Annotated in this window: 20 protein-coding genes; 7 read left to right on the forward strand and 13 right to left on the reverse strand. The window is 71.7% G+C overall.

What is annotated here, in order from left to right:
* Positions 1-45 precede the first annotated feature (45 nt).
* The 3 genes from OG799_RS17415 to OG799_RS17425 all read right to left on the reverse strand — a co-directional run bounded on the left by OG799_RS17415 (position 46) and on the right by OG799_RS17425 (position 3,233).
* The gene (locus OG799_RS17415) at positions 46-1,680 is read right to left on the reverse strand and encodes an MFS transporter (RefSeq protein WP_406046080.1); all 1,635 of its coding nucleotides are present in this window, start codon (positions 1,678-1,680) and stop codon (positions 46-48) included.
* Positions 1,674-2,369: an SDR family NAD(P)-dependent oxidoreductase gene (locus tag OG799_RS17420; RefSeq protein WP_406046081.1), complete on the reverse strand. Its 696-nt coding sequence runs from the start codon at positions 2,367-2,369 to the stop codon at positions 1,674-1,676. The genes OG799_RS17415 and OG799_RS17420 overlap by 7 nt, the downstream gene beginning before the upstream one ends.
* A gap of 129 nt (positions 2,370-2,498) precedes the next feature.
* Positions 2,499-3,233: an FkbM family methyltransferase gene (locus tag OG799_RS17425; RefSeq protein WP_406046082.1), complete on the reverse strand. Its 735-nt coding sequence runs from the start codon at positions 3,231-3,233 to the stop codon at positions 2,499-2,501.
* 26 nt (positions 3,234-3,259) lie between these two features.
* Here OG799_RS17425 and OG799_RS17430 point away from each other — a divergent pair, with 26 nt between their 5' ends.
* Positions 3,260-3,439: a hypothetical protein gene (locus OG799_RS17430; RefSeq protein WP_406046083.1), complete on the forward strand. Its 180-nt coding sequence runs from the start codon at positions 3,260-3,262 to the stop codon at positions 3,437-3,439.
* Between the two features lie 50 nt (positions 3,440-3,489).
* Here OG799_RS17430 and OG799_RS17435 read toward each other — a convergent pair whose 3' ends face one another.
* Together OG799_RS17435 and OG799_RS17440 are read right to left on the reverse strand one after the other, a co-directional pair.
* Positions 3,490-4,587, reverse strand: a complete 1,098-nt coding sequence (locus tag OG799_RS17435; RefSeq protein ID WP_406046084.1) for a DNA glycosylase AlkZ-like family protein — start codon at positions 4,585-4,587, stop codon at positions 3,490-3,492.
* Positions 4,588-4,763: 176 nt separating this feature from the next.
* Positions 4,764-6,218 (reverse strand): MFS transporter, encoded by a 1,455-nt coding sequence (locus OG799_RS17440; RefSeq protein ID WP_406046085.1) that lies wholly within the window; start codon positions 6,216-6,218, stop codon positions 4,764-4,766.
* Positions 6,219-6,493: 275 nt separating this feature from the next.
* Here OG799_RS17440 and OG799_RS17445 point away from each other — a divergent pair, with 275 nt between their 5' ends.
* On the forward strand, positions 6,494-7,075 hold the full coding sequence (locus OG799_RS17445; RefSeq protein WP_406046086.1) for a TetR/AcrR family transcriptional regulator: 582 nt from the start codon (positions 6,494-6,496) through the stop codon (positions 7,073-7,075).
* Positions 7,076-7,121: 46 nt separating this feature from the next.
* On the opposite strand, the gene OG799_RS17450 is transcribed toward OG799_RS17445, so the two are convergent.
* Positions 7,122-7,301, reverse strand: a complete 180-nt coding sequence (locus tag OG799_RS17450) for a hypothetical protein (protein WP_406046087.1) — start codon at positions 7,299-7,301, stop codon at positions 7,122-7,124.
* A 28-nt stretch (positions 7,302-7,329) separates the two neighbouring features.
* Between OG799_RS17450 and OG799_RS17455 the strand changes: the two genes are divergently transcribed.
* Entirely contained in the window at positions 7,330-7,719 is a 390-nt protein-coding gene (locus OG799_RS17455; RefSeq protein WP_406046088.1) for a LysR substrate-binding domain-containing protein, read from the forward strand.
* Between the two features lie 40 nt (positions 7,720-7,759).
* Here the strand turns inward: OG799_RS17455 and OG799_RS17460 are convergent, their stop codons facing one another.
* From OG799_RS17460 to OG799_RS17475, 4 genes are all read right to left on the reverse strand, one after another.
* Complete coding sequence (locus OG799_RS17460) at positions 7,760-7,936, reverse strand: hypothetical protein (protein ID WP_406046089.1); 177 nt, start codon at positions 7,934-7,936, stop codon at positions 7,760-7,762.
* The gene (locus OG799_RS17465; RefSeq protein WP_406046090.1) at positions 7,933-8,538 is read right to left on the reverse strand and encodes a TetR/AcrR family transcriptional regulator; all 606 of its coding nucleotides are present in this window, start codon (positions 8,536-8,538) and stop codon (positions 7,933-7,935) included. Before OG799_RS17465 ends, OG799_RS17460 begins: the two co-directional genes overlap by 4 nt.
* A gap of 87 nt (positions 8,539-8,625) precedes the next feature.
* Positions 8,626-9,726 (reverse strand): aldo/keto reductase, encoded by a 1,101-nt coding sequence (locus tag OG799_RS17470; RefSeq protein ID WP_406046091.1) that lies wholly within the window; start codon positions 9,724-9,726, stop codon positions 8,626-8,628.
* Between the two features lie 194 nt (positions 9,727-9,920).
* Positions 9,921-11,108 carry an MFS transporter gene (locus OG799_RS17475; RefSeq protein WP_406046092.1) on the reverse strand — a complete coding sequence of 396 codons (1,188 nt, stop codon included), beginning with the start codon at positions 11,106-11,108 and terminating at the stop codon, positions 9,921-9,923.
* A 390-nt stretch (positions 11,109-11,498) separates the two neighbouring features.
* On the opposite strand from OG799_RS17475, the gene OG799_RS17480 reads away from it, so the two are divergent.
* On the forward strand, positions 11,499-12,380 hold the full coding sequence (locus tag OG799_RS17480) for a redoxin domain-containing protein (protein WP_406046093.1): 882 nt from the start codon (positions 11,499-11,501) through the stop codon (positions 12,378-12,380).
* Positions 12,381-12,605: 225 nt separating this feature from the next.
* Here the strand turns inward: OG799_RS17480 and OG799_RS17485 are convergent, their stop codons facing one another.
* From OG799_RS17485 to OG799_RS17495, 3 genes are all read right to left on the reverse strand, one after another.
* Positions 12,606-13,394, reverse strand: coding sequence for a peptidylprolyl isomerase (locus OG799_RS17485; RefSeq protein ID WP_406046094.1), 789 nt, complete (start codon positions 13,392-13,394; stop codon positions 12,606-12,608).
* Positions 13,395-13,545: 151 nt separating this feature from the next.
* Positions 13,546-14,397 carry a pyridoxal kinase PdxY gene (gene pdxY / locus OG799_RS17490; RefSeq protein WP_406046095.1) on the reverse strand — a complete coding sequence of 284 codons (852 nt, stop codon included), beginning with the start codon at positions 14,395-14,397 and terminating at the stop codon, positions 13,546-13,548.
* Between the two features lie 34 nt (positions 14,398-14,431).
* Entirely contained in the window at positions 14,432-15,835 is a 1,404-nt protein-coding gene (locus OG799_RS17495; protein ID WP_406046096.1) for a PLP-dependent aminotransferase family protein, read from the reverse strand.
* A 188-nt stretch (positions 15,836-16,023) separates the two neighbouring features.
* Here OG799_RS17495 and OG799_RS17500 point away from each other — a divergent pair, with 188 nt between their 5' ends.
* From OG799_RS17500 to OG799_RS17510, 3 genes are all read left to right on the forward strand, one after another.
* Positions 16,024-16,491, forward strand: coding sequence for a hypothetical protein (locus tag OG799_RS17500; RefSeq protein WP_406046097.1), 468 nt, complete (start codon positions 16,024-16,026; stop codon positions 16,489-16,491).
* Between the two features lie 15 nt (positions 16,492-16,506).
* Positions 16,507-17,121 carry a dihydrofolate reductase family protein gene (locus tag OG799_RS17505; RefSeq protein WP_406046098.1) on the forward strand — a complete coding sequence of 205 codons (615 nt, stop codon included), beginning with the start codon at positions 16,507-16,509 and terminating at the stop codon, positions 17,119-17,121.
* Positions 17,122-17,345: 224 nt separating this feature from the next.
* Positions 17,346-18,806, forward strand: a complete 1,461-nt coding sequence (locus OG799_RS17510; protein WP_406046099.1) for an SDR family NAD(P)-dependent oxidoreductase — start codon at positions 17,346-17,348, stop codon at positions 18,804-18,806.
* The last annotated feature ends 8 nt before the right edge of the window (positions 18,807-18,814 follow it).

Below are 18,814 nucleotides of genomic sequence, written 5' to 3' on the forward strand. Positions count from 1 at the left end.
GCGGCCAGCGTCGTCGCGCCGGGCCCGCTGCCCGGCGCGACGGGGTCACGGGAGGTCGCGGTTGTCGGCCAGGGTCGGGCCGGCGGCGGCCGGCAGCAGGTGCCGCACCTCCGGCTGACCGTCGGCGAGCGCCTTGGCCCGTTCCTCGGCCTCCTGGTCGACGCCGGTCAGCCGGCCGCCGTGCTGGCGCAGGTGCTCGTCCCAGGACGGCACCAGGTAGACCTCGGCGAACTGGGCCGGGGCCTCGCCCTCGCGGAACAGTCCCCACCGCATCGCCCCGGTACGCTGCCGCGACCCGCGGACGTGGTCCATCGCGGCCAGGAACGCTGCCTCCCGCTCCGGCCGGACGGTGTAGGTGACCACCACCAGCACCGGCCCCACCCGGGGATCCGGTTCGAGCGCGAGTTCCAGCGGCGGCCGGTAGGTGGTCGGGTCCTTGTTCACCCCGCGCAGGTCGGGCAGCGGCCAGATCTGCGAGGTCACCGCGCCGACCAGCATCAACGCGGCCGCCACCAGGAAGGCGGCGACCAGCCCGGCGGTGTCGGCGACCACACCCCAGGCGAACGCGCCCACGGCCTGCCCGCCGCCCTGGACGATCTGGTAGACGGCCAGGCCCCGGGCGCGTACCCAGCCGGGCAGGAAGAGCTGGATCTCGGCGTTGACGTTGGCGAGCACCGTCACCCAGGCCACCCCGGCCGGCAGCAGGGCGAGCAGCACCACCGGGACGATCCGCACCGACGCCACCACGATCAGCGTCCCGCCGTACAGCGCGCCGGCCAGCAGCAGGAACTGGTTGGGCGACATCCAGGTCCGGATCCTCGGCAGCAGCACGCCGCCGCCGATCGCGCCCACCCCGAGCGCGGCCAGCAGCAGGCCGTACCCGCTGGAGTCCAGTCCGAGCCGGCGGGCGGCCACCAGCGGCAGCAGCGCCCACAGCGCGCTCGCCGGGATCACGAAGACCAGCGCGCGGCGCAGCAGCCGGCGCACGATCGGCGAGTGCCGCACGTACCGGCCGCCGGCCCGCAGCGCGGCGGTGAACCGCTCGGGCACCTCGACGGCGCGGGCGTCACCGGGCCGCCACCGGGCCAGCGCCAGCGCGAAGACTCCGAACGCCACCGCGTTGAGGGCGAAGACCGGGGCCACCCCCACCCGGGCGATCAGCACGCCGGCCGCGGCCGGTCCGACGGCCCGGGCCACGTTGACGCTGATCGAGCCCAGCGCCGAGGCGGCCCGCAACTGGTCCCGGGGCACCAGCTCGGGGATCACCGCCGCCCACGCCGGCAGGGTCAGCGCCTGCCCCACGCCGAAGGCGAAGGTGAGGGTGAGCAGCAGCGCCGGTGGCATCCGGCCGGTCGCCGTGAGCAGCGTCAGCGCCGCGGCCACCACCACCAGGAACAGCTGCACCGAGATCAGCAGGTGCCGTCGGTCGAAGGTGTCCGCGAGCGCGCCCGCCGGCAGGGCCAGCAGCAGCATCGGCAGCAGGCTGGCGGTCTGCACCAGGGCGACCAGCGTCGAGGCGTTCGACTGGTGGATCAGCAGCCACTGGGCGCCGACCGTCTGCATCCAGGTGCCGATGTTGGCGGCGAGCAGGGCCAGCCACAGGCTGCGGTAGACCGCGGTGCGCAGCGGCGCCCACGCCGAGACGGTGACCTCGGCCGTGGCGCCTCCGGGCGTCACCACCGCCCGTCCGCGCGGAGCACGCGCTCGCCGGAGACGTACAGGTCGTCGGGGGCGAGCAGCAGCAGCCGTACGACCTCGACGGCGACCTGCTCCGGCAGCGCGTAGATCTCGTCGAGGAAATCGGCGCCAACCCGTTCCTGCAACCGGGTCGGCATCGGCCCGGGATGCAGCTGCATCACCTTGATCCGGTTGCTGTGCTGGGCCTCGGCCAGCGACTCGACCAGGCTGCTGCCGTAGCTCTTGGTGGCCCGGTAGACCGGGATGCCCGGTCGGGGCTTCGTCACCGCCATCGCCCCGACGTACACCACGTTGCCGTGGTCCTGCCGGCGCAGGTGGTGCAGCGCCTCCTTCAGCACGTACGTGGTGCCGAGCGCGTTGATCTCCACGGCCCGCCGGATGTGCTGCGGGGAGAGGTCCGCCAGGTCGCCGCCGGCCCACATCGAGGCGCACGCCGCCACCCCGTCGATCACGTCGTACCGATCGACCACCTCGGCGAACGCGTCGTGGACCTGGTCGTAGGAGGAGACGTCGCAGACCCCCCCGGCGCAGCCCAGCTCGTCGGCCACCGCGGCGACCTCCTCGGGCACGTCACCGAGGACGGCGACCTGGTGTTCGTCGACGAGCAGACGGGCGACCGCCAGGCCGAGGCCGCTGGTGCCACCGACCACCACGAAGGTTCTGGCGCCCATGTCCCTCCCGCCGTCGCAGGGATGCGCGACGGGGCAGCGTTCCCGCTCACCGACGGTCCACACGTCGTGATCCGCGGCGGCCGGCGGGCGCACCGGCGCCCAGGACGGGAAAGATCGACCCGGCCCCGGTCAGCCGGCGCGCCTCGCGACGCAGTAGACGTCGCCGGAGTTGACCCGGTGCGGCAGCGACAGCAGGTGGGCGGTGATCCGCTGCGCCGACACCCACTCCCCGAACGCGAACGACGTGTCGTCGCCCAGCGCGACGTCGAAGCCGTCGAAGCCGAGCGACGTGAGCCGGTCGACGCAGCGTCGCGCCAGCGCGCGCTCGATCGTGGTGAACTCGAAGGAGAGCGCCGGCAGGGGGCGGCTCAGGCCGGACAGCACGACGTCCTCGAAGCCCTCGACGTCGATCTTCACAAAGGTCGGTGGACCGTACCGACTCAGGAGTGAGTCGAGGGTGACGCACCGTACCTCGATCTCGGCGTCCCAGACCTCGTCCTCCCAACCACCCGCACCGTTCGCGGCCCGCAGAAAATGGGCGGAGACGGTGGAGACGGTGGGGTTGCGGGAGTTCACGTGCAGCGAGACGCTCCCGGCGTGCGCCCCGCACGCCGCCTCGACCAGCGTGACCCCGTCGTCGCCGGCATAGATGGCGCGGATTGCGCGCGTGCACAGCGGCTGGGGCTCCACGGCCACGACCCGCGCCCCGAGGCGGCGGAAGCTGGCGATCCGGTCGCCCACGTGCGACCCGACGTCGAAGACGAGGTCCCCCGCGGTCACGAACCGCGCGTACAACTCGTCGAGCGCGGCCCCGTGCGCCGGATCGCCGTACGAGAGGTTCAGCGAGCGGTGGAGCGAGGACATGGCAGGATCGGCCTTGAGTGCCCGAATTGAGCGGGTATGCACGCTCACCGGCCGACTCTAACCCGAGCCGGGCGGGCGGTTGCCCGCTTCGCCACGCGGCGGCCGGCGCGCAGCGCGGCCAACTGGAACAGTCGGCCGATATCGCGCTGCACGCCTTCACCGCCGCGGCGTACGCCGAGCAGACGCCGGCCGCGAGCACCGCCTGACAGTGCGGATGCAGGGGTGGGGTTCCCGGCCGGACCAGGCCTCGGGTCGACTAGCGAACGCTGCCGGACTCCTTGACGGTCAGCCGCAACCAGGACGCGAGGTCCTCGAGTTCGTGGCGCACCGCGTCGGTCATCGCCGGGGTGAAGGGGACGTCCTGGTGGATGGCGTGCACGAGCAGCTCGCCGCCTTTACGGTCCGCCGTGGCGTCCACCTTGCCGACGAGCCGGTCGTCGTGCAGCACCGGCAACGCGAAATAGCCCCAGCGCCGCTTGGCCTTCGGCTTGTACATCTCCAGCGTGTATTCGAAGTCGAACAGGTCCAGGGCCCGGACCCGGTCGTGCACCAGGCGGTCGAACGGGGACAGCAGGGCGGTGCGGCCGGTGAAGGGCTGACCGATCGCCGCCGGGTCCACGCGCCACGTCCCGCTGACGCCCTCGACGATCGCCGGCTCGCCGGCGTCGCCCACGTCGGCCGGCTCCATGGGCACGGCGGTCGACTTGGCGCGCGCGATGCCGAGCGCCCGCAGCCGGCGCTCGTCGCGGAGCCGGCGCGCCTCGTCCACCGTCAGCTCCGGCCGGCCGGCCGGGTAGACCCGCTCTGCCAGGTCCCACCGGCGCTGGCGTCCCCGGCGACCGGCGATGGCGATCTCGCCGCGCATCATGAGGAACTCCAGCATCTGGGTGACGTTGCGGTTGTTGGTCCACCCCGTCGACGGCCACGGCACCACGCTGGTGTCCGGGATGTCCCGGGACAGCAGCGGACCGGAGCGGCCGAGCAGGTCGAGGACGTCGCGCCGGAACGCGTCGTTGGCCCGCAGCCACTCCCTGGTGGTGGCGCGGCTGGGCCAGTCGGCCGCACCCGCCAGGTAGAGCCCCAGGTCGCTCACCGGCCGCACCATCGCGTTGTGCTCGAAGAGCGTCCGGTCCTGCTCCAGGGCCCGCTGCAGTTGGTCAGGGTGGTACGACGCCCCGAGACGGCTCCAGGCGACCAGGTCCGCGCTCGGTGCGACGGCGGCGGTCGGGTCGATCTGCAGGAGCGTCAGTTGCCGGACCACCGTCACGAGGTTGGTGGGTCGCGGCGCGTCCAGCAGTTGGGCGCGTACGGCGATGCGGCGCGCCTCGGTGCGATCGAGTCGGTGGACCTCCACCGCGTGAGGTTAACCGCTGTCGGCCGCCGGGCCCAGCCGGCGGGCGCCGGTCCCCGCGTCGACCAGGCGGCGGATCGTCGGGTCAGCTGGGGCGGGGCAGCCGGAGAGCTGCCCCGCCCCATACCTCATCACCCGTCACCCGCGAGCGGTTGTGGACCGCCCGGACTCCGCTCGGTTCAGCGCCCGGCGGGAACGGTCACCAGCTCTCCGATCGGCTCCGGCGCGGGGGCCGGGCGGCGGCCGGCCGTCGCGCGCCGGGCGGACGGGACGGCCAGGGCCGCGACGGCGGCGGCCAGAGCGAGACCGGTGAGGAGCAGAAACCCCATCGTGAAGCCGGCCTCCCGGGGCAGGCCGTTCGCCTGCGGGTGGGCGGTGATCACGCCGCTGACCACGGCGGCGCCGATCGCGCCGCCGATGGTGCGGATGTTGGCGTTCATGCCGGTCGCGACGCCGGTCTGCCGGGCCGGCACGCTGCCCACGATCAGGTTGGCCATCGACGCGAACGCCAGGCCGATGCCGAGGCCCACGAGCGCACCGGCGATCCCGATCTCCCAGCGGGTGTCGTGCGCGACGGTCAGCATCGCGGAGGCGAGCACGTTGAAGGCGGCACCGGTGGCGAGCTGCGCCTTGGCGCTGAACCGCGACGACAACCGACCGGCGAGGATGCCGGCGACGAACATCGCGACCAGCATGGGCAGCATCAGCAGCCCGGCCTGGGTGATGCTGGCGCCGAAGCCGTAGCCGGCGACGGTCGGGGTCTGCACGAACTGCGGCAGGAACGCGTAGACGGAGAACATCGACGCGCCGTAGAGCAGGGCGACCAGGTTCGTCGTCCAGACTCCGGGCAGCCGCATCATCCGCATGTCGATCAGCGGGTTGGTCGAGCGGATCTCGGCAACCAGCCAGCCGGCCAGCAGCACCGCGGCGAGAGCCAGGAGGCCGAGGACCCGGCCCGAGGTCCAGCCCCAGGCCGATCCCTTGCTGATCGGCAGCAGCAGCGCGACCAGCCAGCCGGAGAGCAGGACGGTGGCCCGCCAGTCGATCCGGCCGGGGGTGCGCACCGGCGACTCGGGGACGAACAGGTGCGCGGCGAGGGCGGTCAGCCCGACGACGACCATGGGGATCCAGAACAGCCACCGGTAGTCGAGCGCGGTGACGATCGGACCGGCCAGTACGACGCCCAGGCCACCGCCGGCCGCGACGATCGCCGAGATGGCGGCGACGGCGGAGCTCACCCGCGCGGCGGGGAACTCGTCGCGGATGATCCCGAACGAGAGCGGGAAGACGGCGCCGCCGACGCCCTGGATGACCCGGGCGACGATGAGCACGCCGATGCTGGGCGCGACGGCGGCCAGCAGGCAGCCGAGCGCGAGCGCGGCGAGGGAGACGACCAGCATCCGCTCCTTGCCGACCATGTCGCCGACCCGGCCGAGGATCGGCGTGAAGATCGACGCGGACAGCAGGTAGGCGGTCAGCACCCAGGTGACGGTGTTCTGGGAGGTGTGCAGGTCGTGCTGGATGGTCGGCAGCACCGGGGTGATCAACGACTGGAGCATCGCGAAGAACCCGGCGCCGGCCGCCAGGACGAAGAAGGTGAGCCGGCGCGAGCCGCGCCGAACGGTCTCTGTCACGGAGGAAACTCCAACTGGTACAGGGGCGGAGAGGATGGTTGCCGACGCACCAGGCGTCGGTGGGGTTCTTGGGCGGGCGGCGCGGCGGCCGATCCGGCCTGCCGCGCGGATCCCGTGGTCGTGCCGGGGCTGCGCCGGTCACCGCTCCGCCGGATCCCTTCAAGGGATCGGGGTAAGCTATCCGGAGGCATGGCTCCGGACTTTCCGGAGGGGCTCCTCCGCTAAGCTACCGGAGGGATGCCTCCGGATGCCACCAGGGTGAGGTGACGCACGTCATGACCAGCGCGGGGCAGGTGCCCGACCTCTTCGCACGGCGACCCAAGCGGGCCGACGCCCGGCGCAACTACGAGTCGCTGATCGCGGCGGCCCGGGAGACGTTCGCCGAGAACGGCGCGTCGGCCTCGCTGGAGGAGGTGGCGCGGCGCGCCGGCGTGGGCATCGGCACCCTCTACCGGAACTTCCCTAGCAGGCGCGAGCTGTTCGAAGCCGTCTACGTCGAGGAGGTCCGCGCGCTCAGCCAGTCCGCCGCGGACCTGGCCGACCTGCCTCCGTGGGATGCCCTCGTCGCCTGGTTGCGGCGTTTCGTCGGGTACGTCGCCACGAAGCGGGCACTGGCCGAGGAGCTGCTGCACGACTCCGAGGTCTTCCGCAGCTGCCGGACGGAGATCTACGCCGCGGGCGAGCCGCTGATGCGCCGCGCCCAGGCCGCCGGGGCGGTCCGTGCCGACATCAGCTTCGACGACGTGGTCCGGCTGGTCAGCGGCCTCACCATGGCCCAGTTCCCAGAGCCGGACCAGCGCGACCGGGTGCTCGGCGTCGCCCTCGACGGCCTGCGCCCCCCACCGGTGCTCCGCTGAACGCCGGGCACCGGCCGTCGCGGATTCGCAGCCTGATCTGGCTGGCCTAACCGACGAGCTGGGTACGCGGGAGCATCTCCGGCGACCAGGTGAACTGGTAGCGAGGGGCGGCGACCGCCTGGGCGAAGGCCTTTGCCGCGGGCGGGGAGCTCTCGATGCGCCAGTCCAGCCCCTTGTCCACCTCGAACCAGATAAGTCCGATGATGTCCTCGTGTCCGGAGAGCATCTGGAAGGTCTGCTTTATCCATTTGGCCTTGCGCCCGTTGCCGTCGGACCAGCCGTGGATCGTCATCATCGCCGGCCACGCCGCCCGCCAGCAGTTCGACCAGGCCGCCGCCGAGGCCGGCTTCAGCCCCCGCATGCAGTTCGAGACGGAGAACTACAAGGTCGCCCAGTCCCTCGTCGGCACCGGGATCGGCGTCGCCATGCTCTCCCGACCGACCATCGCCCCCACGCCCGGAGCCGTCCACCGCGGGCTGACCCGGCCCCGCCTGCACCGCCAGATCTACGCCGTCACCGCCGCCGACGCCACCCTGGCCCCGCTCGCGCCACACCTCACCACCCTGCTGACCCGGGTCAGCACGGAACTGGCCAACACATGGGCGGCACAGCCGGTAGGGGTCGTGTCCACAACTGACGGGTGAGGGACCGCGTGCCGACGCCGATCCATCCCGCCCACCAGCCTCACCCTGGCAGCGTGTTCAGGTAGTCGGCGAGGCGGCCGGCGGCCACCAGCATCGCGTGTCCACGGTCGGCGAGTCGCTGCCGCCAGGCGTCCAGGGATCCGGCCAGGGGTGCGGGGCCGTGGGCGGCGCGTACCTGTTGCATGACGGTGGCTATGTGGTGCAACAGCTTCGTCATGCCGGGCGCACCGACCCGCGAAGGGAGTCGATGGTGAGGTCGAGGGCGGCCTCGAGGTGGTCGATCCTTCCGGTGGAGAGCAACAGCAGCACGCCGCCCTGAATGCCGGCCAGCAGGGCTGCGGCGGCCCGGTCGGGGTCCACCTCCGCGGCGACGTCGCCGGTGGACTGCATGTGCCGGATGCCGTCGGCGATCGCGGCCTCCCAGCGCTGCATGAGCCCGGTCAACACGGCCCGGGCGGCCGGGGCGCGGCGGCCCGCCTGGCCGAGCAGACCGTTGAGCGGGCACGTCTGGCCCTGCGCCAGGTAGCGCGAGACCAGCCGGTCCCGCCACGCCTGCCAGGCGGGCCAGGACGTGAGGTTCCCGAGCATCGGCTGCTGGTCGGCGAGCACCTGGTCGGCCTCGTGCTGGGCCACCGCGAGCAGGAGTTCTTCCTTACCGCCGGGAAAGTAGTGGAAGAGCTGGCTCTTGCTGGTGCCGGTGCGGGCCATCACGTCCTCGAGGCGGACCTCGTCGACCCCACGCTCGCGGACCTCGGCGGCCGCGCCGGCGACGATCCGCCCTCGGGTCGCCTCGCCCTTGCGGGTCAGCGCGTGCGTCATGAAGCCTCCGGTGATCAAACGTGCAGGTCCAACGGTAGCGGCACGCGGGTGACGTCGTACCCCGCTGCAGCCCCTCCGGGGTCGGCGTCAGCCAACGGGTGGGGCGCCGTTGAACACCGGAGGCGCGTATCCCGCCGGCTTGTCGCCGATGCCGAGACCGGGGCTGACGATCCAGGACTGGTATTCCGGCGTGAACATCGAGTACGGCGCCCCGATCGGCGGCGCACTGGCCGCGTCGAGCCGGCGACGCGCCTCCGCCGGAATCTCGAAGTCGAGTGCGGCAAGGTTGGTGTCCAGCTGCTCGGGGCTGCTCGCCCCGATGACCACGGACGCGACGGCGGGTTGGGTGGCGACCCAGTTGACCGCCACCTGGGCCATGCTCCGGCCCAGGTCGGCGGCCACGCTCTCGAGCTCCTCGATCACCTGCCAGTCACGGTCAGTGACCTTCGGGCCCGGGGCCTCGGGGTTGCCGAGCCGTCCGGCGCCGGTCAGGCCGTTCCCGGTCCGCCGGTACTTGCCGGTGAGCAGGCCGCCGCCGATCGGGCTCCACGCGGTGAGCCCCATCCCCAAGGACCGGGCCATCGGCACGAACTCCGGCTCGATGCCGCGCGAGATCAGGGAGTACGGCAGCTGCACGGTGATCATCGGGGTCAGCGCGTGCGCTTCGGCGTAGCTCTGCGCGCGGGTGGCGTACCAGGCCGGCACGTCGGACAGGCCGGCGTACCGGATCTTGCCGGCTCGTACCAGGTCGTCGAAGGTGTGGACGACCTCCTCGACGGGCGTGATCCGGTCCCAGGTGTGCAGCAGGTACAGGTCGATGTAGTCGGTGCCGAGCCGGCGCAGCGACGCCTCCACCGCCCGGACGATGTGCTTGCGGCCGTTGCCGCTGGCGTTGGGGTCACTCGGGTCGATGCTGTTGGTGCCCTTGCTGGTGACCACGAGCCGGTCCCGCACCCCGGCGGAGGCGATCAACCGGCCGAGGATGCGCTCGCTCTCCCCGGCGGTGTAGAAGTCCGCGGTGTCGATGAAGTTGCCGCCCGACTCCAGGTAGCGCCGGAAGATCGCCTCCGCCTCCGCCTCGGTCCTGCCGTACGCGGCGTGGAAGCCGTCGGTGCCGAAGTTCATGGTGCCCAGCGCAAGCCGGCTCACCCGCAGCCCGGACCGGCCGAGCAGGTAGTAGTGGTTCATGTCTTGGTTCTCCAGACTGATGTCCGCCACATTCGCGACCGGCCCGGGTCGGACCGCCCGGCCCACACTGTGGCTCGACAAAAATGGACCTGCAAGTCCAAAACCTGCCCGGAGTTGATCCCGCTCGCGTAACCGGGCCCCGAAAGCACTCGGCCGGCCCGGGCCCGTGCCAGGCCCGCCGGTGCCGTGGCGCCTCAGCGTGCTGTCGTCCTGGTCCTGCGCAGCCCGAACAGGGCAACCAGGGCGAGGAGGATGACGGCGGCGGAATATTCCTCGGCGGTCCGGGGCAGGCCGCCGCCGTAGACCACGAGGAAGCCGGCAATGACGGTGGGCAGGCCGAAGCCGATGTAGCAGACGATGTAGAGCAGGGAGAGCACGCTGGCGCGTTCGTGCGCCTCGACCAGCGGCGTGACCGTCTTGAGGCTGCCCTGGAATCCGCCGCCGAAGCCGATGCCGCCGAGTGCGAGGCCGACGAAGAAGCCGGCGATGGATTCGGTGGTGACCGACACCAGCGTGATGATCATGCCCAGGATGAGTGCGGTGATTCCGGTGAGCATCACGGTCCGCGCGGTGGCGTTGCGCAGCAGAAGGACGGCGATGGTCCCGAAGAGGGCGAAGACGAAGACGGACAGACCGCCGGCCACGATCGAGCTGTTCATGAGGGCGCGCACGAGTGCCGGGCCGAGCGCGCCGAAGAAGCCGGCCAGCGCCCAGACGGCGAAGAGCACCGGAGCGACGACCAGTACCGGCCCGCGCACGGCGCGGGGCAGCTTGATCTCGGGCCGCAGACTCTGCAGCGCTCCCGTCATCGGCGTGACCGTCTCAGGCATCAGTACGACCCCGACGCCCTGGATCAGCAGGATGCCGAGCAGGACGACGTAGACCAGGCGCGTCGGCGCGGGCAGGAACTCGATGAGCAGCGCCGAGAGAAGGGCACCGGTACCGGTTCCGACTCCGGGGGCGATCGAGTTCGCGAGCGTGCCGCGGGAGCGGTTGATGTCGAGCATGGCGGCACCGACGGCACCGGTGGCGGCGCCGGCCGCCAGCCCCTGTACGACCCGGGCGGCCAACAGCGTGGCTACGCCGCTGGCGAAGACGAAGATGACCAGCGAGATCATCTGGACCGCGATCGCGACAAGCAGGACCGGCCGTCGCCCGACATGGTCGGACAGCTTGCCGAACGTGAGCAGGGACGCCAGCACCGCGAGGGCGTAGATGGCGAACACCACCGTGGTCGTGATCGGCGAGAAGTGCCAGCGCGCCTGGTAGAGCCCGTAGAGCGGGGTCGGTGCTGCCGACGCGGCCAGAAACGACACGAGGATCGAGGCGAGCAGAAACAGGGAGACCTGCGGCGAGATGCGCCCCGGTCCGGCGATGTTCATGACACGTGCTCCTCGGGTGAGCTTGGCGGCTGCCGCGCGCGATCGGCCTGGACGCCCTCCTGCTGACCAGCCGCAGCGGACTACCCGATGCGCCCCGTCACACGCAACACGGCCCCGACGCGCCAGGCAGCAGCGCACCGGGGATCGAGGATGTGGTGGGAGCTCCGCGAAGTCGGCGTTCCGGCTCCCACGTCCCGACGCGTAGCTAGGCTGAGCATGGACGATGGGCCCGGACCTGGCATCTCCATGGCGGTCACCTCGCGGCATCGCAAGAGCTGGAACTGTTCACGGACGAGCCCCGGGCGGCCTTCCGGTCACTGCGGTGACCGGTCGACGTGGTGCGCGTCCAGCCACGCGTCAAGGCGTGACTCCGGCTGGGAAGAGATGAGCATGCGGATCCCTCAGTTCACTGTCGAACGGTGGGTGAACTCCCCGCCGCTGACCCCGGAAGCGCTGCACGGCCGGGTGGTCCTGGTCGACATCTGGGAGTACACCTGCATCAACTGGATCCGCACGGCGCCCTACGCCAAGGCGTGGCATCGCGACTACGCCGAGCTGGGCCTGGTCGTCATCGGCCTGCACGCGCCCGAGTTCGAGTTCGGCAAGCGCGCCGAGAACATCGACCGGGGGATCCGCGACCACGACCTCACCTATCCCGTCGCGCTCGACAACGACTTCACGGTCTGGCGGGCCCTCGGCAACAACGCGTGGCCGGCGAAATATCTCTTCGACGCGGACGGGATTCTCGTTGGTCGGTGGATCGGCGAGGGTGGCTACGACGACGTGGAGGCGCAGATCCGACGGCTTCTCGTGGCCGCGCGGCCCGGAACCGAACTTCCGCCGGTCAGCCCCGAGGCGACGACGTACGCCGCGACCGGCGAGCCCTCCCCCGTCGGCGTCACGCCGGAGACGTACGTCGGCACCGAGCGGAGCATGCCGGGCAGTTTCGGCCTGGCCGGCGACTGGCGGAGCAGCGGCGAGTACGTCGAGCTCGCCAGCGGCACGGGCGAGATCGCCCTTCCCTTCAACGCCGGCGAGGTGAACCTCGTCGTGGACCCGGGGCCGTCCGGGCAGGCGGAGGTCACGGTCCTGCTCGATGCGAAACCGATCGGCGACGAGCGCGGCGCCGACGTCGGCCGCGACGCGGTCGCGCACATCGACCGGGCAGCAATGATCCGGCTCGTCGCCGGCGCGTCCCGGGACGATCACGTACTGACCCTCGTCGCCGACCAGCCCGGCCTACGCGCGTTTGCCTTCACCTTCGGCCCGTGAGGCTTGCTTCGAAACCGATGCAGGGCGACCTGGAACAGCCCCTGCTCCGTCACGCCGTCATCATCGGCGACATGCTCCGGTGCGGCGGGCCTGAAGTCCTACGGCCGACAGCTACCGGCGAGGCGCTCGGCCAGGAACTCCCGCTCGGCTTCGCCCCTGGTCAACTCCAGCACCTGCCGGTAGGCGACCGACGCCTCATCGGTGCGGCCCAGCCGCTGCGGAAAGTCAGCCTTGATCGCCGGTAGGTACTGGTATCCCGTGGCCCCGCGTGGCCCGGCAGATCTCCACCGGCAGGGCCGGAGCGCCGTCGACCGGCGCCGGATCCTCCGGCGTGGCGGCGATCCCGCCGGCCGCGATCCGGTCCAGGGTGGCCAGCCCGGCCTCGTCGATCGCGCCGAAGACGGTGTAGTTGGGGCGTAGCGCCGAGTCGGACTGGACCAGGAAGAACTGGCTGCCGTTGGTGTCCGGGCCCGCGTTCGCCATCGCCAGGGTGCCCCGGGCGTAGAGCCGACGGATCCCGGTCGGGTCGATCGGCGCCGGCGGCAGGTCGGTGGGAAGTTCGTCGCGGTACCGGTACCCGGGCCCGCCCTCCCCCGTGCCGGACGGGTCCCCGCACTGCAGCACCTTCAGCGTCGGGTAGGCGGTGAGCCGGTGGCAGGGTGTGCGGTCGTAGAACTTGTGCCGGGCCAGGTGCAGGAAGCTCTCAACGGTGCACGGGGCCTGTTCCCGGTCGAGGGTCAGCCCGATCGGGCCCTGGCTGGTCCGCAGGGTGACCCGGACCGTGCCGCGGTCGGGCGTCCGCCGGGGGTCCGGCGGCAGCGGCACCGGCCGGGCCGCCGGCTCGTCCGGCGTCGGCGCGTACGCGCACGGGCCCTTCGTGGGCGCCGGGGCGGCGGCCGGTGCCGCGACCGCGGCGCCGCCGGCGGCGGCGACCAGCGCGGCGGAGACCACCGCGACGCCCGCGAGGCGGGACAGCAGCGGTGGTACGGCGTGCGGTCGGGTTTCGCTCGACACGTGGGTCCTCCCCTGGACTCGTGGTACCAGAAAGACCGCAGTCTATGGATTCAGTGACCCGATGTCGATGCTGGCCCCCGGCGGAGACCGGCTGAACCTCGGTCCCGCCCCCGTCGGCGGGCGCGTCAGTAACGGCCCCGAGGAAGTCGCGTCAGCGCAGCCGCCGGGCCGTGAACCTGGCTGGCGGCTCGGCGATCGCGTCCTGGGCCGCGATCAGCTGGATCTCCCGGGTGCCCGCCGCGAGGGTCGCCTCAAGTACGGCGAAGACGGAGGCGATGGTGCGTTCCAGTGCCGTCGCGGGCGAGCCCGTCGTCCACAGATGCGCGAGGTACAGCGCCGCGGTGACGTCGCCGCCGCCGTTCGGGTTGATCGGCAGCAGCGGCGTGGTCACCGCCCAGGCGCCCTCGTCCGAGACGGCGACCACCTCCAGCGACCCCACCGGCACGTCGCCGTGGAGCACGCTGGTGACCAGGACGTGCCGCGGCCCCGTCTCGCGCACCACGTCGACCGCCTCCAGCAACTCCGTCAGCGAGTTCGTCTTACGGCCGGCGAGGAAGTCCAGCTCGAATTGGTTCGGCGTGATGATGTCCGCGCGCGGGACGACGATGTCCCGCATGTACTCCGGGATGCCCGCCCGGACGAACAACCCGCGGCCGGCGTCGCCCATCACCGGGTCGCAGCAGTACACCGCGTCCGAGTTGGCCGCCTTGACCTTGTCCACCGCGTCGAGGATCACCGCGCCCATCGCCGGGTCACCCTGGTAGCCGGACAGGACCGCGTCGGCGCTGCCGAGGACCCCGCGGTCCGCGATGCCCGCGATCACCTCGGCCACGTCGGCCGGCGCCAGCAGCGGCCCACGCCACGCGCCGTACCCGGTGTGGTTGGAGAAGTGGACCGTCAGTACCGGCCAGACCTCGTGCCCGAGCCGTTGAAGGGGGAAGGCGGCCGCCGAGTTGCCGACGTAGCCGTAGGCGACCGAAGACTGGATGGACAGGATCTTCACCGGCTCATCATGGCGGTTTCCACCGGCGCGCGCGCTATCCCTGCCGCAGCAGGTCGCCGATGGCCGCGATCCCGCGTCTGATCGCGTCCTGGTTGACGTCTCCGAAGCCGAACACGATCCCCGGCGGCCCCTCGCTGTTCGGTGATCGGTATCGACCGAGCCCCTGCAGCCCCACTGAGCGCTGGGCCGCCGCGTCGACGATCTCCACCTCGTTGGCCCCCTCGGGGAGTTGGGCGATGGCGTGAAAGCCAGCGGCGAGGCCGGTCAGCACGAGGTCGGGAGCGTGCTGACCGATCGCTTCGACCAGTTCGTTGCGCCGCGCGGCGTAGACGCCGCGCATGCGGCGCAGATGGCGATCGAACCGGCCCGACTCCATCAGCCGAGCCAGGGCGAGCTGGTCGAGTGTCGGTGAGCCACGGTCGCTTCGGCGCTTGTCCTCGGCGATCCGTGCACGCAGGTGCCGTGGAACCAGCACCCAACCCAGTCTGATCGCGGGAGCCAGCGACTTGCTGACCGATCCGATACTCACGACGCGATCCGCCGCGAGGCCCTGGAGCGATCCGACGGACTGCTTGTCGTAGCGGAACTCCGAGTCGTAGTCGTCCTCGATCACCACCCCGTTCACCTGCTCGGCCCACTGCAGCAGTGCCAGCCGCCGGTCGGGCGTGAGGACGACGCCGGTTGGGGCCTGATGGGCCGGCGTGACGATGACCGCGGTCGCCTTCGTCCTGGCGAGGTCGTCGACGACCAGGCCGCGGTCGTCGACGGGGATGAAGACCGGGTTCAGGCCCGCCCGGCGGACGAGGACTGGCATGTCCAGGTGGCCCGGGTCCTCGACGGCGACCGAGGTGGCGCCCGCGGCTCGAAGTGCAGCCAGGGTCAGGACGGCGCCTTGGGTGAACCCGTTGCAGATCACCACGTCGTCCGCGCCTGCGAACGCTCCGCGAACCCGTTGCAGGTACGACGCGATGACCTCTCGCAGCCTGATCGAGCCCTGGGGATCGCCGTACCCCAGATCACGGGCAGCGGCCGTGCGGGCCGCCTCCCCGCATGCCCACAACCAGTCGCGCGCCGGGAAGCTGTTCAGGTCGGGGCGTCCCGGCGCGAAGTCGATCTCCATCCTGGCAGCAGGGGTCCGCTTTGGTGGGGTGACGACAGCCGCCTGCGGGCTGAACGCGACCCGCGTCGCCGAGCCGCCGACGGCGCGCAGGTAACCCTCGGCCTCCAACTGTTCATAGGTCGCCTGCACCAGCCCACGGGAGACACCGAGGTCCACCGCGAGCCTTCGCGACGAGGGCAGCCGCTCACCCGTTCGCAGACGTCCCTCTCGGACCGCTGTTCGCAGCGCGTTCTGCAGCTGCGAACCCAGCGCATCGGGGCTCTGGCGATCGAGCTGGATGAAGGTGGCCGGGGTCAGACCGGACCACTGCACTGCCATGGAACTGGACCTTACCCAGAGCTACCCAGCTGGCCTAACGTCGCTTCAACCAACCACGAGGACACCTGATGCGAGCCATGCCGACCACTTCTCGTGCCACCGGTACCGGTCCGGAAACGCCCTCCTCCCTGGAACGCATGTACGCCGCGATTCGCGCCGCAACCCGGGTCCCGGCCGACTGGCAGACCGTGGTCGACGCCGTGGTCGCCGATCTGAGCGGGAGGCTGCCCCCGGCCGACGAGGTCCTGCGGCAGGTCCCGGCCCGCGCCCGCCGAGGGAGTGATCGAAGCCAGGTACTTCACGTCGAGCCCGACGGCAGCTTCTCCGTCGTCGCGCTCGTCGCCCGGCCCGGGCAGGCGACCAGCGTGCACGACCACACGACCTGGTGCGCGGTCGCTGTCGTCGCTGGTACCGAGTGCGAGGAGCGGTTCCGCCTCGACGAAAGCGGCCGAGCCCTGCTGTTGACGGGGACCCGCACCGACCATGCGGGGACGGTGAGCGGCTTCGCCCCTCCCGGCGACATCCACCGGGTGACCAACTCGGGCGCGACGGTGGGCCTGTCCCTGCACGTGTACGGCACCGATATCGGCCGCATAGGAAACAGCGTGCGCCGTACCTACGACCTGCCCATCGTCGAACCGAACGAGATCGACTGAGAAGAGGATCTGATCATGTCCATCGCAGAAACCCCGCAGAGCATCGACACCACGTTCGCCGCGCCGATGGCGGACCCGGAACGGCAGACCGCCGGAGGCAAGGTGCTCTGGCACTTCACGATGTCGCTCGACGGGTTCGTGGCGGGACCGAACCATGCGATGGACTGGATGACGGGGTTCTCGTTCCGCCCCGGCCTTGTCGAGGAGTACGCCGAGACGACCGGCGCCGTGCTGGGAGGTCGGGATGGTTTTGATGTCCACCCCGATGTCAGCGGCATCTACGGCGGCGCGTGGCAGGGGCCGGTGTTCGTCCTCACGCACCATCCCGAGGACGCGCAGCCCGCCGTCGGCGTGACCTTCCTGAGCTGCGATGTGGCCGAGGCGGTCCGGATCGGGCTGGACGCCGCCGGCGGCAAGAACCTCGAGGTCTTCTCGGCCACGATCGGCCGACAGCTCCTCGAGCGCGGACTGATCGACGAGATCGACCTGCACATCGCGCCGGTGCTGCTCGGCGACGGGATCCGGCTGTTCGACAACCCCGGGGGCACCCCCGTCCGACTCGAGCTGCTCAACGGCGATGACCACTCGGCCGCGCTGAACGTGCGATTCCGCCCGGTCGCGACCAGGTAGGTCAGAAGCACAAGTCCGCACGGACCGAACCGCGGTGCGGCGTTGGTGAGAACAGTCGCTGGAAGCCGCCTCAGCGCGCGATTGCGGGTGTGACTTCGGCGTCGGCGACGGCCCCGACCACGAGGCGGGATACGTCGGAGGGCGTGCGGTGCGTACAGTTCCGGGTCGGACTTGGGGTTGGCCGGGTAGCACCGGCGCAGGGAACGGGACGAGACAGCGACGACATGACGGCAGACAACATTACCGAAACCGGTCAGAACGGCATTGACCGCAGCCGGCTGGAGACCTGTCTCAGCGTCTTTGAGGCGTTGGAGGACCTGCCTCCCGATCACCCCGACGTGGTGCGGGTGCAACGGGCCACGGCGAAGCTCTACAAGGTGATCAAGCAGCGGCGGCGCGAGGAACGGCGGGACGCCATCGCGGCGGCCGACCGCGCGGTGACGGCCGCCACCGCCACCGGCGCCCCGGGCCGGATCGACGACGAGACCCAGGGCGTCCCGCTCGCCTCCCCCACCGTGGGTGCCACCGCCGGCTTCCTGCACAATCCGCGCGGCTGCTACGTCTGCAAGCAGCGCTACCGCGAGGTGGACGCCTTCTACCATCAGCTCTGCCCGCCCTGCGCCGCGCTCAACCGGGAGCGCCGGGACGCCCGCACCGACCTGACCGGTCGACGCGCGCTGCTCACCGGAGGCCGGGCCAAGATCGGCATGTACATCGCGCTGCGGCTGCTGCGCGACGGCGCGCACACCACGGTGACCACGCGGTTTCCGCACGACGCGGTCCGCCGATTCGCCGCGATGCCGGACAGCGGGGACTGGCTGCACCGCCTGCGGATCGTCGGGATCGACCTGCGCGACCCCGCCCAGGTGATCGCCCTCGCTGACTCGGTCAGCGCCCAGGGACCACTCGACATCCTGATCAACAACGCGGCGCAGACCGTCCGCCGCACGCCCGGGGCGTACGCGCCGCTCGTCGCCGCGGAGGCGGCGGCCCTGCCGGACGGTCCACTGCCGGAGATGATCACGTTCGCCAAACCGGCCGACCGGGCCGACCCGGCGGGCAGCCTGACCGCTTCGCCACAGTCGGCCGCGATCCCCCCGCAGGCGCTCACCGCGCTGGCCCTGACCAGCGGCTCCGCCTCGCCGGACCGGATCGCGGCAGCCACCGCCATCGACGCCGGCGGTCTGGTGCCGGACCTCGACCCGGTCAACAGCTGGGTGCAGCGGGTGCACGAGGTGGACCCGATCGAGCTGCTCGAAGTGCAGCTGTGCAACGTGACCGCGCCGTTCGTGCTGGTCAGCCGGCTGCGACCGGCGATGGCCGCGGCGGCAGCCCGCCGCAAGTACGTGGTGAACGTGTCGGCGATGGAGGGCCAGTTCGCCCGCGGCTACAAGGGGCCGGGGCACCCGCACACCAACATGGCCAAGGCCGCGCTGAACATGCTGACCCGGACCAGCGCCCAGGAGATGCTGGCCGACGGCATCCTGATGACCAGCGTCGACACCGGCTGGATCACCGACGAGCGGCCCCACCCGACGAAGATGCGGCTGGCGGACGCCGGCTTCCACGCCCCGCTGGACCTGGTCGACGGTGCGGCCCGGGTCTACGACCCGATCGTCCGCGGCGAACAGGGCGATGACCTGTACGGCTGCTTCCTGAAGGACTACGCGCCCTGCGCCTGGTGATCGACGCG

It is taken from the genome of Micromonospora sp. NBC_00898 (assembly GCF_045207895.1).
GTDB lineage: Bacteria > Actinomycetota > Actinomycetes > Mycobacteriales > Micromonosporaceae > Micromonospora.